Source organism: Bacillus sp. FSL M7-0307 (assembly GCF_038627835.1).
GTDB lineage: Bacteria > Bacillota > Bacilli > Bacillales > Bacillaceae > Bacillus > Bacillus altitudinis.
This window is the reverse complement of record NZ_CP152023.1, coordinates 487474-502093: the sequence shown is the minus strand read 5'-3', so window position 1 is coordinate 502093 and position 14620 is coordinate 487474. Positions and strand designations below refer to the sequence as shown.

The window sequence follows — 14620 nt, the reverse complement described above, 5'->3', positions numbered from 1 at the left end:
ATCCTTGTTCTCTCTAAGCATCTAACGATTTATTATAGAGCGTTTCTGTTTAAATGAAAATAAATATTTTATACCAAATTACGAGTCTTTTCGCTTACATATTCCCATTTACAGAAAAACAACATGTCAAAATACTCGAACAAACAAAAAACCCATGCGAATTCACATGGGTTTTTACACAACTATTGATCTAATTTTAGTTTCTTCAATTGTTCTGCAAGTGCGTTATTGATTGGTTCTTCCACTTTCTTTTGTTTCTTCATATATTTGGACACATCGTGCTTACTGGCTCGTTTTTGATTGGATTGTGATTTGCGTTTTTCGAAAACAGACAGTTTCTCTCTATGACCACAAACACAGGCAAATATTTTGCCATCGCCTTCCCCGCGCAGCTCAAGCTTTTTATGACAGTTCGGGCAGCGTGCATTTGTTTTCTTTGCCACATTTTTTCGATGTCCGCATTCTCTATCCTGACAAACAAGCATGGTGCCGTTTTTCCCGTTCACTTTTAACATGAGTTTTCCGCAGTCAGGACAATGTGTGCCTGTCATGTTGTCATGCTTAAAGGTTTGGTTCGTTTGTTTGATTTCAGATACGGCTTGTTTTGCATATGACTTCATTTCACTCATGAATTGAGAAGCTTTCAATTGGCCTTTCGCAATTTTAGAAAGCTTTTGTTCCCATTCCGCTGTTAACGCAGGTGACTTTAAATCTTCAGGTACTAAAGAAAGCAGCTGCTTCCCTTTCGATGTGATGAAGATGTCTTTGCCTTTTTTCTCAATTAAGAAGCTGTTAAACAGTTTCTCAATGATATCAGCTCGAGTTGCCACTGTCCCCAATCCACCCGTTTCGCCAAGGGTTTTCACTAAGTCCTTTTCCTTGTTCTGCATAAATGCAGACGGGTTCTCCATGGCAGATAAAAGGGTCGCTTCGTTAAAACGAGCAGGAGGTTTCGTTTCGCCTTTTGTCTCTTTTAATTGGCGTACGTCAAGTGACTGCCCCTCTGTTAATGCCGGCAAGTGCTGATCTGCTTCAGGTGATTCCTCGTCTTCATAGGAATCATCGTACACGGCTTTCCAGCCGGCTGATTGCACAATTTTTCCTTTCGCTGTGAATGTCTCACTGCCGATCTTGGCGATCACTGTTGTTTCCTCATATTCAAAAGGGGTCATCAGTACAGCGAGGAATCGTTTGGCAATGAGGTCATATAATTTACGCTCTTTATCACTTAATGCACCCGGATACAGCTCTTCCTCGGTTGGAATGATCGCATGGTGATCTGACACTTTGGCATCGTTGACGAAGCCTTTATGTGCTTTAATGCCTGATTGTAGAATGCGATTCACATGCTGCGCGTAAGGTCTAACGTTCATTCCTTTGAGTCGATCTTTTAATGTGGGAACGATATCTGCCGAAATAAAACGTGAATCTGTACGCGGGTACGTCACAAGCTTATGCTGTTCATACAGACGCTGAAGTGTAGACAGTGTTTCTTTTGCTGAAAAACCGTAGCGTTTATGGGCATCACGCTGCAATTCTGTCAGGTCATACAATCCTGGAGCAAAGGATTTTTTCGCTGTTTTTTTCAGTGCATCAATCACTGCAGGTTTTCCTTTACAGGCTGCCAAGCGCTCCTTCACTACATCCTCTTGGAATGTACGGTTTTGTTTTGTCTTTGCATCCTGCCAAGTCAGCGTCAGTCCGTCTACTTGTGCAGTCAGCCCAAAGAACGGCTTCGGCTGGAATTGCTGAATGTCTTCATCTCGCTTGGCGATCATAGCAATCGTTGGCGTTTGCACACGTCCACAGGATAACTGCGCATTGAACTTCGTTGTCAGCGCTCTTGTTGCGTTGATCCCTACAATCCAGTCGGCCTCTGCACGCGCAACCGCCGAGCGATACAGGTTATCATACTCTCTGCCGTCTTTTAATCGTTTGAACCCTTCTTGAATGGCTTTGTCTGTAACAGACGAAATCCATAGACGTTTTAGAGGCTTTTTCACATGGGCTTTTTCAAGAATCCACCTTGCCACAAGCTCCCCTTCGCGTCCTGCATCTGTTGCGATGACAATGTCTTTTACATCTTTTCTCGCCAGCTGCGCTTTGACCGCTTGGAACTGTTTCCCTGTCTTTTTCATCACGACAAGCTTGAGTGGTTCTGGAATAATTGGTAAATCCTCTAGACGCCAGGATTGAAATTCTTTCCCGTAGCCTTCTGGATCAGCCAGTGTCACCAAGTGGCCAAGCGCCCACGTGACAATGTATTGATCTCCTTCTAAGAAACCATTTCCTTTTTTATGACACTTCAGCACACGTGCAAGGTCACGTCCTACCGAAGGTTTCTCTGCTAATACAACTGTTTTTGACACTAGATTTCACATCTCTTTCTTCTATCCATCCTTTTATTATAGCAGACGTGGAGATGCGGTTCTAATGACGGATTATTTCTTCAATCGTTTAATGATTTCGTTTGTGACCTCTTGTGTTTGATAAGCTCCGCCGATATCTGCCGTTAAAAAGCCGTCTGCTGTGACAGATTCAATCGTATCGAGAAGGTGTGTGCCTAATTCTTCCTCTCCGAAATGATCAAGCATGAGTTTAGCGGTCCAGATTTGTCCGATAGGGTTTGCGATCCCTTTTCCAGCGATATCTGGTGCTGATCCATGTACTGGCTCAAACATGGATGGATATTTGCCATTTACATTGATATTGGCTGCTGGTGCGACGCCAATACTACCCATTATGGCGGCACCAAGATCCGTCAAAATGTCACCAAATAAATTGCTGGCTACGATGACATCGAATTTCTCTGGTCTTGTGACAAAGAAGGCTGAGAGCGCATCAATGTGCTGAGAATCTGCCGCCACATTAGGGTAGTCCTTTTTGACGTCTTGAAACACTTCATCCCAAAATGGCATGGTATGCACGATGCCGTTTGACTTTGTTGCACTTGTTACATGCTTTCGTCTCTTTTCTGCTAATTGAAAAGCAAAACGCATCGCACGTTCTGTCCCTTTTCTAGAGAAGACGGCATTTTGAATCGCAAGCTGATCCTCCCCTTGATAAATCCGGCCCCCAATTTCACTATATTCGCCTTCTCCATTTTCTCTTACAACTAGTAGATCGAAATCTTTTGGCTGAGCAAGCGGAGAACGGATGCCCTTTAGCTGTTTTGCCGGTCTTACGTTAATCACCTGTTCAAATTCCCGTCTAATTTTTATGAGCAGTCCCCAAAGCGAGATATGATCAGGCACTAAGTTGGCATCACCGACAGCCCCTAAGAAAATACTGTCAAAGGCTTTCAGTTGTTCCAATCCATCCTTTGGCATCATCTCGCCATGCTCTAAATAGTATTCGCAGCTCCACGGAAAATCCTGAAAAGAAAAAGTCAGACCGCCATGCACCTCTGATATCGCTTTCAAAACACGTACTGCTTCTGGTACAACTTCTTTTCCTACCCCATCACCAGGTATGGTCGCAATCGAAAAGTGTTTCATTGTATTCTCCCCCTTATGAATGGTCGACCGTCGACCGATTAAATTGAGTTTACTAAAGAGTTCATGTTCTTTCAATAAACAAAAAGACGCTTTTTGATCAAAGCGCCTTTTTGTTCTGCAACTGTAATGGGACTGACTGTTTTTTTCTACCTGCTCCTTTTTTATCTGAAAGAAGCAATCCTCCCAAAGTCAGAGCTGTTCCGAGCAGTGACATGAAGGTCAATCTCTCATGGAGAACGATCATTGAAATGACCATCGTGATGATTGGAACGCCATAAATGTAGATACTCGATTTCACCACACCGATCGTCTTCACGGAAAAGCTCCATGTCAGAAAACAAATAGCAGATGCAAAGACGCCTAAAAACAGCAAGTGGAAGGCAAACGATGGATTCGTCAACCGCTCCCAGTCTAAACGAATCTTAAAATGCCAGATCAGTGGAATCATCCATAACAGCCCGTAAAAGAAGACACGTCTTGTCACCTGAATAATATGGTAGCCATATTGATTGATCATTTTCGATAAAATGGAATAAAATGCCCAGACAATGGTAGCCATAAATGCTAAAGCATCGCCGAGTGGATTCAATTGGAATGTCGTCATCCCGTTCAAGCTAATCAGCACAATTCCCGTCATCGCAATGAAAAAGCCGATAAAAAACCGGCTATGTAGCGGCTCATCTTTTAATAAAAAATAAGACAATAGAAAAGAGAAAAATGGGACAACGGAGCTGATAACACCTGCATTCGAAGCGAACGTATAGGTAAGTGCAACATTTTCTAAAAAATAGTATAAGACCACACCGCATAACCCTGCGAGCGCAAACATCCCTTCATGCTTTCTATGCTGCACCTTCATGGTGACTGGATAAATGATCATCAGGGCAAGGTACCCAAGGAAAAAACGAAAAAATAAAATCTCTGTTGGAGAAAAAGCCGTTAATAATATTTTGGTTGATATAAAGGTAGATCCCCATAAAAAAATGGTGAGCATGGCTGCTAGATGACCAAGAAGCTGTTTATTTTTCATTTTGCTGTTACCTGCTTTGCAAAAATTTGCTGATACTGCCCTGGCGTAAGCCCAATAAATTCCGAAAAGAAATGAGTCAAATGACTTTGATCAGAAAATCCAGCGGCAGCAGCTACATCTATTGGCTTCATTCCTTGGGCGAGAAGTTCCTTCGCATAGTTCACCCTGATTGTCTGTAAATAACGATACGGCGTAATTCCTCTGAACTTTGTAAAAGCACGCAGCAATGAATATTTGTTCATGGACACAAGCTCACCTAAGTCATCTAACGATATATTTTCCGTGAGATGTGTTTCAATATATTGCTGTACGTCTTGGACTTTTTGTTCATTGGCATTGGCTGCTGATGCTTTTTCCTCTGGTGTATCAGAATAGGTTTCGATCAACTGCTTCATCAAAAAGTAAAAGGCTTCCTGTTTATTCAAAGCAGGAGCTTCTTCTGTGATCATTTGATGAAGATCATATAATTGCTTTGCTAGTTCACTTTGTGAAACCACAGGGGCTTTAAAATGCGGCTTGTGCTGAAAGACCTTCTCCAGCACCTCTGGTTCAATATTTAAGCTGCGATAATCTAGCGGCATGTGATCAAATTGTTCACATGCGTGGTTATCGTACGGATTGAAAAGAAGGATATCTCCTTTTTCAATGATGTATTCTTGATTTTGGCAGAACATACGTCTTTGACCGCCTTCAATAAATCCAATCACATAGTATGGATGAAAATGTTTTGGGAACTTTTTGATGATGGCATGAAAGCGATACGCCTCTATTTGCAAGTCCTGGTCAAAATGGACTGTTCGTTCCTCTAGTATTCTTATGTCGATCCCCTCTTTTCACTGAGCTGATCATTAGTGTAGCACACCCTTTTTCTCTTGGATTGTACGATATTGACTTTTCGATGCAGGCTTGCCTAGAGGGAAGAACTTGGATAACATGAGACAAAAGATGATGTACAAAAGAGGGAATGATGGGATGAATTCATTCGAGATGGAAAGACCAGCACCGTATCACATGCAATTTTATGAACAGCTGAAGCAAATGATTTTTGATGGCCAGTTTCAGCCAGGAGAGCGCATCAATGAAACACAGCTTGCCAAACAATTTGGCGTAAGCCGATCACCGGTCAGAGAGGCGATGAGGCTGTTAGAAAAAGACGAGCTTTTAATCGCGGATCATCGATCAGGCTATTCCGTCTATACGTTAACAGAGCGGGATGTCGAGGAACTCTATCAAGTCCGAATGGCTTTAGAAACGCTTGCCGTTAAGCTTGCCTGCAAAGAAGCCACAGATAGAGAAATAGATGACATTGAACAGGTGCTCACGAAGGCAGACGAAGCGATCAAACAGCAGCTGCCATCTCAGGATATCGTTCAGTTACACGAAGCGTTTCATCAAACAATCATACAAGCCAGTCACAATCACCGTTTATCTAAACAATTAAATCACGTGAATGCGCTCATTCATTATTGCCGCATCTTTCATTTTAGCGGCGGGCCTCGGGCCGAGACGATTCAAAAAGAGCATACGGCCATTTTCACTCAAATAAAAGAACGCCGGGCTGCTGAAGCCGTTCAGGCGATGACAGACCACCTCATACATGATGTGGCGCATTTAAAGCAAGTACTCTCTGAAACAACCGAAAAGTAATGCGTGTCATTTCCCATTTTTTAAGCATTCGTTGAACATATTTTGAATTTTTCGTAGATTATCGCATGTTCAGGCGATCTTTCGTTTATATTAGAAGATGAGAAACTAGCTTTTATACAGGAGGATTTGTATATGCATACAAGTATCAGCCGTCTGAGACAGGCGGGTTTTATTGAGGGTATGTCTCTTTTAACCCTTCTTTTAATTGCCATGCCTCTAAAATATTTTGCGGATATTCCGATGGCGGTCACCATTGTGGGCTCTCTTCATGGCGCATTGTTTGTGATCTATATGCTCATTTTGGCATATGTGACATTTAAAGTTCGCTGGCATTTGAAATGGTCCATCGCCGGATTCTTTGCGGCATTCATTCCTTTCGGCAACTTCGCCTATGACAAGGTGCTTCGCCAGTATGATACAAAAGCTTAATCAAAAGGGCTAAAACGAATGTCGTTTTAGCCCTTTGTCTTTATGTTGAAGCGTTCTGATAATGGAACGCTTTTTTATATCGATGCATATTTCACAATGGCTGCTTGACGTGTCATGTCGTTAAACGCTATCCATAATTCATCATCAGGCAATACGCTAGTAATTGGATCAATTGGCTGCTTGATCTCATACTGCACACCATTTCTTTCGACTTGAATGATCGCTAACGGAAGATTGCCGATGACCCCGACAAACGACACTTCGGTCACTTTTGCACTTCCTTGTTTCTCTTGCATGAGTCCCATTTCTCTATTCAACTCTTCTTTTTTTGTCTGCATCGTGATTTGTGTCCCTGGCGCAACCTGCATATGATCAGGGATGAATTGGCTGACCGTTTTTGTGATGGACTGATCTCCGCTTGAAACCGTCACATCTAGCATGATCGGTTTCTGTCCATGAATCGTAACTGGGTATGGCTTCACCCGCTGGATGGTACCTGTTAACGTCACATCTTCTCCTGATCGATTCCGCACTTCATGGCCATAAGCTGCCATTTTCAGCTGACCACTGATGTCGACGAGATCGGCTTTTTCTCCTATTTTAAATTCAAAACCAGCCGCTTGAACCATCGGAATGGTATACCTTTCCTGATTTGCTTCAAATGTAAGTGATAAGACGGTGCCTCGTCCTACGGTTCCATATGATTCTATGTTTCTTAAAATAGCGCCTTTGATGAACTTTGGCTCGCTTGGCTGCGAGAAGTCACCCTCTTTTAAGAGCATCGCTTTTTTCTTTTTCGGATTGTAGAGAATGGCGATACGCTGACCCGGCTGCGGTATCTGAGTATAGGATACAACCGTTTTAACCGCCTTCTCGATATTTCTCCCATCATATTGAAATTGAAGCTGCATGTTGACCAGCGGCTGTTCGTTGATGTAGGTACCCGTTTCTTTGACTGATACAATATTGGCTTCTAATGTGACACTGTCTTTTATCTTGTTCTTTCTCACCAGTCTCAAAATCGGTGGCAGGAAGATCGCTAGCACAAATAACAGCAGTGGGATAAAGAGCCATATCGCCCAGTTGAGAATGAGTGGTCCGCCCTTCATGACATATTGCATAAAGGTGTCAACAGACGTTTGGTGGGCTGGACTGGCATTTTCGATTGAGATGACCTTTTGCAAAGGAAATTCCTTTAGCTGTTTGCTTTTCGCCTCAAATGTCCCCGTTAATTGGTTGCCAAGTGAATAATAGAGCCAATTGCTCTTCACATTTTTATGAAAAGAGAGATCTTCTTTTTGTAAAGATTCATATGACAACGACTGAGACAGCTTGCTGGCAGACGTCGCCTTATTCGTGCGATGATTATAAATATAACCAGTCAGCTTGCCTTGTGCTTCGTCCTTTGCTGTCGAGCCTAAAAGAAGAACTTCTTCTTCATTCAGCTGGTAGATAAAGGTTTGGTACATCGGTTTTGGTGTTGGGACGACTTTCCCAAGCCTTCCCTCTGCATTCACTTTCCTTGGTCTTTTTGGATAGTTGGATTCGACAGCGACAGCCACGTTTTGTGATGATCCGATCGTTTTTTGCAGCTGCTTCACGACTTTATCTTCGATGAGGCTGAACGGTTCTGCACTTTTGGAGACATAGACCCCAAGCTGATGTTTCTCATTTGAGATTCCGCTGACATACGCCTTTTGGTCATTTTTCAAAGTCAATTCAAACATAGGGAATGGGGTCTGCCCTCTAAAAGAATTCATGACGACATCGATGGAAACAGGTCTTGCTGGCAGCTTCAGCTCGTTGAGATTGTGGACATGAAACTGACCATTCTTTAGCTCACCGAGGACCGCAGCAGCGCCTTCCATTTCTCCTGTAAACACAAGACGTCCATTCCATTGATATGTATTCGTTTTTAAAAATGAGGGAATCTGTAAGTTTTGCTTGACGAGTTCTTTCTTTGCTCCGCTAGGAGACAGTTTCTCGATCAACAGCTGCTCGTCTTTATTTTTTAAAGCAATTAAGAGATGGTTCCCTTGAATGGATGGCAGCATTTCATTAAACGAATCGCTTGCTGTGGTCCATTCACTGATTCTTTTTCCTGATTGAGGATCATACATTGCAAAATGGAGCTGCTGGTTTTTTGATACAGCACTCACCACTCGTTTTCCTTCATCGAATGTAAACATTCGTTTGATGTCATACTCTGTTACTTTCCCTGCGGACAAATCATCTTGGTAATGGTTCCACACCAAGACACTAAGAATGATCGCTGGAATAAAGAAGACTATATACCTGAGGAAAATCACTGGTATTCTTTTCACTTGATCGCTTCCTTTCATGGAGTTCCTTTTTCTTATACGTCAGTGCAGCGAGAATGTTTCATGCTAGAAGAATACCATTCCAACTTTCTAAATCCATATTTTACATATTTGATTGTTTACGATAAAATCCAATCAGATTCAAAAAAAAGGATGTTATCTCAATGGATAAGCTATCATCGATCATTCTAGCGGCTTGGCTGCGTGTTCCCCGTTGGTTCAAGCAAGGGGTGCTCGTATCTATTACCATTTTCTTTTTTTATATGTGCTTTGTAAAGGGGCTGACTGGCTGGTACACCTTGCCGCCTGTCACTTTGCTCGCATGCGCCATTTGTTCCTTTCTCATCTGGATGGTGTGGCTAAACAGTCAAAAAAACAAGTAAAAAGGAGAATTTCATGAAAGAATCCATCTTTTATTTTGCTATCTCTTTTGTTCTTCAATGGGTTTGGTTTGGGGTTGTGCATCCAGATAGAGGCGTGACACTGCTGGACATGTTGATCTTCTCTATTTTGTTTACGGTGATGTTCTTTTTTATTGGCCGGATTTGGAGGTATCAGAAGAAAGGGCGAAGTGAGTGATGATGAAGCATTTCTTCTTTCTGTCGATGAGCAGTTCTATTGTGAGCGGAGAATCCTGTTAAAGGGGATGTCATGCGGACGGTGTCCGCTTTTTTTCTTCCTTTTTCCTATTTTATTGTTTAAAACGTAAAAAGGCTGCCAAATAGATGGCAGCCCGTTTCTTACTCTTTTCATGCAAATAAATAATCAATGTTTAATCTCCGTCACGGAGTGTATGAATTAAGATTCGATCATATCAGTGTGTCATATGTGTTCCGAGTGAACCTACGTTTGAAAGTAAACGCCATGGAAGTTCTGGATAACAAGACAACGAAAGCCCTACCTCTCATTCGTCCTTACGGCTCCGAAGCCGTGCCAGTGTGAATTGTAAATCAAAACGTCTTTTTTCCATTCTTCCGCTTTTATAGGGGGGCGGTTGCAGAAGGAAAAGAATAAGTTTGTTCGCTTTGACAGCGTCTCGTTCTTATCAAGTAGAAGCTCTATTGCTTCTCATTATGTCATAGAAAAAAGAAAGTTTACTTTCTTTATTTATTTGCTATTTCAACACTTAATATAAAACTATAACACGTTCCCCCAACTTACGCAAGTGTTAAAGTGATAATTCTGCTGGTGTCCGGTTTCCTTCGTTCATATAACGAATGGAGGTTGGGTCAATCTTAAGGATCACTAGGTTTGGATCATCTTTTCCTTTAAACCATTTCTCCATCTCATCAGACCAAAGGCGGTCGATCAGTTCTGGATCATCAGTTAATGTGGCTTTACCTGCAATTTCTGCATATGTGTCCCCAAATCCTTCACCTGAATAACCAATGAGAATATGAACATTCGGATTTTTTTCAATCTCATCAGCTTTATGTGTTTCTTTGCTTGTTGGTGTATATAATGTCAGCCCTTCATGAAAAAAAGTCATATAGCGGGTATGCGGCTTATCTTGTTCAACAGTCGCCAATGTTCCGACTTTTTGTTCGTCTAATAAATTCATTACCTTTTGTTTTAACTCTTCTTGTGACATGTATCTTCACTCCTTCAAAATGTCATCCGTACTCTTAGGTTTCCACGACAACCCATTCATTAAACAAAGAAATGTGTTTTTCATAAAAAGACATCTTCTAGCTGATGCTATAAAAAACGGATACATTGAAAGGGGAAATTGAATATGCATCATGAAACGATGTTCCATTTGAGTTCACTTGTTATTGCAGCGGTTGTTGTGGGCATTATCATATGGTCTGTCTCATCTGTACAGAAGAATCGGAAGAAATACTAAATACACCGCCCAATCAAAGCTGGGCGGCGTGTTTATTGATCATGTATTCATAAAGGAACCGCCGTTGACGTGAAGTGTCTGTCCCGTCATATAAGACGATTCGTCCGAAGCAAGCAGTACATAGCAGCCTACATGCTCCACAGGCTGTCCTGGTCTTCCCATTGGCGTCTCGGCCCCGAAGCTTTCGACACTGTCTTCATCAAATGTAGATGGAATGAGCGGCGTCCAAATTGGGCCGGGCGCTACACCGTTTACCCGAATACCATCTTTCACAAGCGACTGTGCCATAGAACGAGTAAAGCCGTTGATGGCCCCTTTTGTCGCCGTATAATCAATGAGCACTTTGTTGCCTCGATACGGGTTAATAGATGTTGTATTAATAATGGAACTTCCCGGTTTTAAGTAATCGAGTGACTTCTTCGTAAAATAAAAATAAGAATAGAAATTGGTTCTAAAGGTTTGGTGAAGCTGTTCACTAGAAATATCTTGAATACGTTCTTTCGGATGCTGTTCGGCCGCATTATTGACTAAGATGTCCAGCTTCCCAAAGGCTTCAACTGTCTTTTCTACCGCTTTCTCACAAAAGGCTTCGTCCCCGACATCCCCTGCAATCGTTAAACATTTGACGCCTTCCTGTTCTACACGTTTTTGCGTATCCTCTGCATCCTCATGTTCATTTAAGTATACGATCGCGACATGAGCTCCTTCTTTGGCATACGCGACAGAAACGGCACGTCCAATTCCGCTGTCTCCCCCTGTAATCAGCGCTACTTTTCCTTTTAGCTTACCAGACCCTTTATACGATTCATCCTCATAGATCGGCGCAGGATTCATTTCTCTTTCACTGCCTGGCTGCTGATCCTGCGTTTGGCGCGGAATGCCATTTGTTAAGTATTCACGTAAATCCATGTGTAAGCTCCTCCTTGATTTGTTGATGTATCCTTTCATTACCACTTCATTTTTTCACTCAAACATCCCTATGCTTCATCAATGCGTTTTGAAAACTGACAGGTTTCAGGATGGGAAAAATCGGTTACATAAACATAAAAAAGGAGCGTTCTCACATGCTGTCAACCATTTCTAAAACCTTTAGCAGACCAAAAGGCTGGCTCGGAAGCATCGCAGGTTTTATTATGGCAAATGAAAATAAGGCACTGAATCAATGGGCGATCCAGCATTTAGATTTATCAGATGGTGAAAACATATTGGAAATAGGCTATGGCCCCGGCTATAGCATCAAACATATGCTCAAGCATTATGACGATCTTCACATTGATGGACTAGATGCTTCTTCAACTATGAAGGAACAGGCGCATTCGCGTATAAAGAAACGATCCAAAGAGAAGCAGGTCCGGCTGTATGTCGGAAAAATTGAAAAAACACGCCTGCCGGCAGATCAGTATGACAAAGTACTTTCTGTTAACAATTATACGATTTGGGATGACCCAAAGGCTGGCGCACTCAACCTTTATCACACCTTGAAACCTGGCGGAACACTCGTCATTGTGATGCAGCCAAGAGAAAAAGGAGCGGACGCCAATCGGACAAAAGAAATGGGCGAAAGCATCCTCAATGACTTAGAATTTGCTGGTTTTGATCAGTTTTCTGTTGAATATGAAGAGATTCGTCCCACCCTTGCTGTCTGTGTCACAGCAAAAAAGCCGAGAAGCGAATAAGCTCTCGGCTTTTTTCTTACCATTTTGCCTCTTTGACAAATTGATAAAAAAGTTGATGTAATTTCTGTTCAATCTCTTCCTTTGTTCCTTGTCCATAAAGCGCCATGCTTTCTTCGCTTTCAATGATGGATGAACTGATCAGGCTAAACATTTCAGACCCTTCTTTGCCGAGCTCTAGCGGCGCCAGCATGAGGAGCATTCTGGACATGAGTTGCTGCCCGCCATCCATGCTTTTGATCTCGTATGCCTCATCAAGATCATAGATATGAAAGACCGGTTTCTTAATGAGATCATGCTTTAAGTGAAAAAGAGCAAACTCAGTTCCCGGAATGCCTAAACCACCTTGCTGCTCACGCTCAAGTAAACCGGCTGTCACTTCGTCTGCACGTTCTAAATAGCCTTGACTTTCAACCTGACGCATCAGCTCTCTCATTGTTGTCTCATGCTGCTCCATTGTCTTCTTTTTTTCTATTGTAAAATGGGACAAGATGCTGCGAATCACTGACATATAATTCGTGATTTGCTCTGCCATTCCTATCATATCAACCGTTTCCTCCACCGATTCTTTTGCAGATTCCTGCGCTCTTTTTTTCTCAATCAGATAAGGAATTTTTCGTTTAATATGAGACTTGACCCGCACTGCGTCATCCTCGTTTAAGAGCGGGCTGACCATAATGTAATCAATATGCTCATATGGGATCGGAACGGTTGATACGATCATGTCATAGCTCGCCGCGTCGATTTCCTTTAACTCCATTAAGGAAGATAGATCGAATTTGGCGATCTCAGGCAGTTCTTTTTTTAATCGTGATGCGAGCATTTTTGACGACCCGATACCGCTTGAGCAAACGACCAATGCATGAATCTTTGTTTCTTCTTTTTTAATTTCAAGCACCGAACCAAAATGAAGCACGATAAAGGCAATTTCATCCTCTGGAAATTCGATCTCAGGAAAGAAGCGCTCCACACCTTCTTCAATCGCCATGAACAGCAAGAAGTAGTCTTTTTTTATTTGTTGTGTGAGCGGATTGTAAATCCGCATCTTTTCTTTTAATCGGTTCATAGCTGGTTCAAGATGAGACACGAGTCCCTCATACAATGAATCGTTTTCATTTAAATGATAGCCTGTTTTATGAGAAATAAAGTCAATGAGTTTCTTCGTTCTCAGCGCGATATCTAACTCAATCTCATCAATGCGGTATTCTGCCGTAAAGCTTCGATTTGCACTGCGCAAATGGATGGTCATGTATCCAACCTCAGCTTCAGGAATCTCTACATTAAACATGCGTTCTAATGCTCGTGCGATTCTGAGTGAAGATTCAAATTCCTTCGTCCGCTTTAATTCAAGCAATTCTTCCTCTTCCATCCGAATGGTTTCACCAATTTGAATGCGTTCAATGGCATAGGTTAAGTGAACGACAAGTGCAATATAGGCACTATCTGACAACGAGAGAGAGAGTCTGTTTTTCAAATGAAAGAGCAGCCTTTCTACCTTGAGCAGCTGTCCTCGACTGACTACCCCAAACACCTTTTCAGTCGCTTTCGTTCGATGTTTAATATTCATCTCAATCGTTTCGAGAAATAATTGAATGTCGAGACGGTCAACGATCAGGTTGCCGACAATTTTTCGTTTGGCTTCCTCCGGCCCTTTTAATTCAATGCCGTACCCGCGCTTGCGGATGAGCAGTAAACCGTAAGGAGCGATCCAGTCCGTCAGTTCATCTAAGTCGTAGCTGATGGTCGCATTTGTAACCTGCAAGTCGGCTGCAAGTGTATATAATTTCACCGGTTCCTTTGCTTCGAGCAGGGCACACAGGATTAAGAGCTTCCGTTCATCAGAACTATATTCAATTTGATCTTCATTTGAAATATGAGACAGAAGCCGCTGTTTGTCTTCCTGTTCACCGACCGCCTTCAAGCCCTTCCCCGGCTGTTTATCAAGTGATAGGTTGTAATTCTTTAAAATAGGTTTAATGGATTTAAGTTCTCTATGAATGGTTCTTGTACTTACCTGAACAGAATCGGCGATCTCACGAATGGTGACATAACGATTTTGCTGAATCATATATTTGATCACTTTCTGTTCTCGTGCCGTTATGTACATGAAATGCCTCCTTCTGCTTAAATAGGTCTATTGTCACACTTTAATATAAAACGCTTTCACTAATTGATGC

13 protein-coding genes are annotated in these 14620 nt (G+C 42.3%); 5 read left to right on the top strand and 8 right to left on the bottom strand.

Annotated features, from left to right (window positions below; translation table 11 throughout):
• Positions 1 to 182: 182 nt before the first annotated feature.
• The 4 genes from MHI41_RS02395 to MHI41_RS02380 all read right to left on the bottom strand — a co-directional run bounded on the left by MHI41_RS02395 (position 183) and on the right by MHI41_RS02380 (position 5345).
• Positions 183 to 2369 (bottom strand): DNA topoisomerase III, encoded by a 2187-nt coding sequence (locus tag MHI41_RS02395; RefSeq protein WP_342494508.1) that lies wholly within the window; start codon positions 2367 to 2369, stop codon positions 183 to 185.
• A gap of 72 nt (positions 2370 to 2441) precedes the next feature.
• Positions 2442 to 3497, bottom strand: coding sequence for a tartrate dehydrogenase (locus tag MHI41_RS02390; RefSeq protein ID WP_065459876.1), 1056 nt, complete (start codon positions 3495 to 3497; stop codon positions 2442 to 2444).
• Positions 3498 to 3594: 97 nt separating this feature from the next.
• The gene (locus MHI41_RS02385) at positions 3595 to 4527 is read right to left on the bottom strand and encodes a DMT family transporter (RefSeq protein WP_008347149.1); all 933 of its coding nucleotides are present in this window, start codon (positions 4525 to 4527) and stop codon (positions 3595 to 3597) included.
• Positions 4524 to 5345, bottom strand: a complete 822-nt coding sequence (locus MHI41_RS02380; RefSeq protein WP_046342692.1) for an AraC family transcriptional regulator — start codon at positions 5343 to 5345, stop codon at positions 4524 to 4526. Before MHI41_RS02380 ends, MHI41_RS02385 begins: the two co-directional genes overlap by 4 nt.
• Positions 5346 to 5499: 154 nt before the next feature.
• Between MHI41_RS02380 and MHI41_RS02375 the strand changes: the two genes are divergently transcribed.
• Both MHI41_RS02375 and MHI41_RS02370 read left to right on the top strand, forming a co-directional pair.
• A complete protein-coding gene (locus MHI41_RS02375; protein WP_035390688.1) occupies positions 5500 to 6174 on the top strand; it encodes a GntR family transcriptional regulator in 675 nt (224 codons plus the stop codon).
• A gap of 132 nt (positions 6175 to 6306) precedes the next feature.
• Positions 6307 to 6603 (top strand): DUF3817 domain-containing protein, encoded by a 297-nt coding sequence (locus tag MHI41_RS02370; protein WP_008347156.1) that lies wholly within the window; start codon positions 6307 to 6309, stop codon positions 6601 to 6603.
• A 74-nt stretch (positions 6604 to 6677) separates the two neighbouring features.
• Here MHI41_RS02370 and MHI41_RS02365 read toward each other — a convergent pair whose 3' ends face one another.
• Entirely contained in the window at positions 6678 to 8927 is a 2250-nt protein-coding gene (locus tag MHI41_RS02365; protein WP_342494507.1) for a hypothetical protein, read from the bottom strand.
• 161 nt (positions 8928 to 9088) lie between these two features.
• On the opposite strand from MHI41_RS02365, the gene MHI41_RS02360 reads away from it, so the two are divergent.
• Together MHI41_RS02360 and MHI41_RS02355 are read left to right on the top strand one after the other, a co-directional pair.
• Entirely contained in the window at positions 9089 to 9307 is a 219-nt protein-coding gene (locus MHI41_RS02360; protein WP_144610469.1) for a hypothetical protein, read from the top strand.
• A 13-nt stretch (positions 9308 to 9320) separates the two neighbouring features.
• Positions 9321 to 9503, top strand: a complete 183-nt coding sequence (locus MHI41_RS02355) for a hypothetical protein (protein ID WP_008347162.1) — start codon at positions 9321 to 9323, stop codon at positions 9501 to 9503.
• Between the two features lie 589 nt (positions 9504 to 10092).
• On the opposite strand, the gene MHI41_RS02350 is transcribed toward MHI41_RS02355, so the two are convergent.
• Both MHI41_RS02350 and MHI41_RS02345 read right to left on the bottom strand, forming a co-directional pair.
• Positions 10093 to 10515 (bottom strand): pyridoxamine 5'-phosphate oxidase family protein, encoded by a 423-nt coding sequence (locus MHI41_RS02350; RefSeq protein ID WP_008347166.1) that lies wholly within the window; start codon positions 10513 to 10515, stop codon positions 10093 to 10095.
• A gap of 294 nt (positions 10516 to 10809) precedes the next feature.
• Positions 10810 to 11679 carry an SDR family oxidoreductase gene (locus MHI41_RS02345; RefSeq protein ID WP_281215845.1) on the bottom strand — a complete coding sequence of 290 codons (870 nt, stop codon included), beginning with the start codon at positions 11677 to 11679 and terminating at the stop codon, positions 10810 to 10812.
• A 155-nt stretch (positions 11680 to 11834) separates the two neighbouring features.
• Here MHI41_RS02345 and MHI41_RS02340 point away from each other — a divergent pair, with 155 nt between their 5' ends.
• On the top strand, positions 11835 to 12446 hold the full coding sequence (locus MHI41_RS02340; RefSeq protein ID WP_041091156.1) for a class I SAM-dependent methyltransferase: 612 nt from the start codon (positions 11835 to 11837) through the stop codon (positions 12444 to 12446).
• Between the two features lie 16 nt (positions 12447 to 12462).
• On the opposite strand, the gene MHI41_RS02335 is transcribed toward MHI41_RS02340, so the two are convergent.
• Positions 12463 to 14550, bottom strand: coding sequence for a BglG family transcription antiterminator (locus MHI41_RS02335; RefSeq protein ID WP_035390426.1), 2088 nt, complete (start codon positions 14548 to 14550; stop codon positions 12463 to 12465).
• Positions 14551 to 14620: the final 70 nt, after the last annotated feature.

Excerpts from the sequence above, each read along its gene's own strand:
- MHI41_RS02340 (WP_041091156.1), top strand. The coding sequence starts at position 11,835 with ATGCTGTCAACCATTTCTAAAACCTTTAGCAGACCAAAAGGCTGGCTC.
- MHI41_RS02350 (WP_008347166.1), bottom strand. The coding sequence starts at position 10,515 with ATGTCACAAGAAGAGTTAAAACAAAAGGTAATGAATTTATTAGACGAA.
- MHI41_RS02385 (WP_008347149.1), bottom strand. The coding sequence starts at position 4,527 with ATGAAAAATAAACAGCTTCTTGGTCATCTAGCAGCCATGCTCACCATT.
- MHI41_RS02345 (WP_281215845.1), bottom strand. The coding sequence starts at position 11,679 with ATGGATTTACGTGAATACTTAACAAATGGCATTCCGCGCCAAACGCAG.
- MHI41_RS02370 (WP_008347156.1), top strand. The coding sequence starts at position 6,307 with ATGCATACAAGTATCAGCCGTCTGAGACAGGCGGGTTTTATTGAGGGT.
- MHI41_RS02335 (WP_035390426.1), bottom strand. The coding sequence starts at position 14,550 with ATGTACATAACGGCACGAGAACAGAAAGTGATCAAATATATGATTCAG.
- MHI41_RS02360 (WP_144610469.1), top strand. The coding sequence starts at position 9,089 with ATGGATAAGCTATCATCGATCATTCTAGCGGCTTGGCTGCGTGTTCCC.
- MHI41_RS02375 (WP_035390688.1), top strand. The coding sequence starts at position 5,500 with ATGAATTCATTCGAGATGGAAAGACCAGCACCGTATCACATGCAATTT.
- MHI41_RS02390 (WP_065459876.1), bottom strand. The coding sequence starts at position 3,497 with ATGAAACACTTTTCGATTGCGACCATACCTGGTGATGGGGTAGGAAAA.
- MHI41_RS02355 (WP_008347162.1), top strand. The coding sequence starts at position 9,321 with ATGAAAGAATCCATCTTTTATTTTGCTATCTCTTTTGTTCTTCAATGG.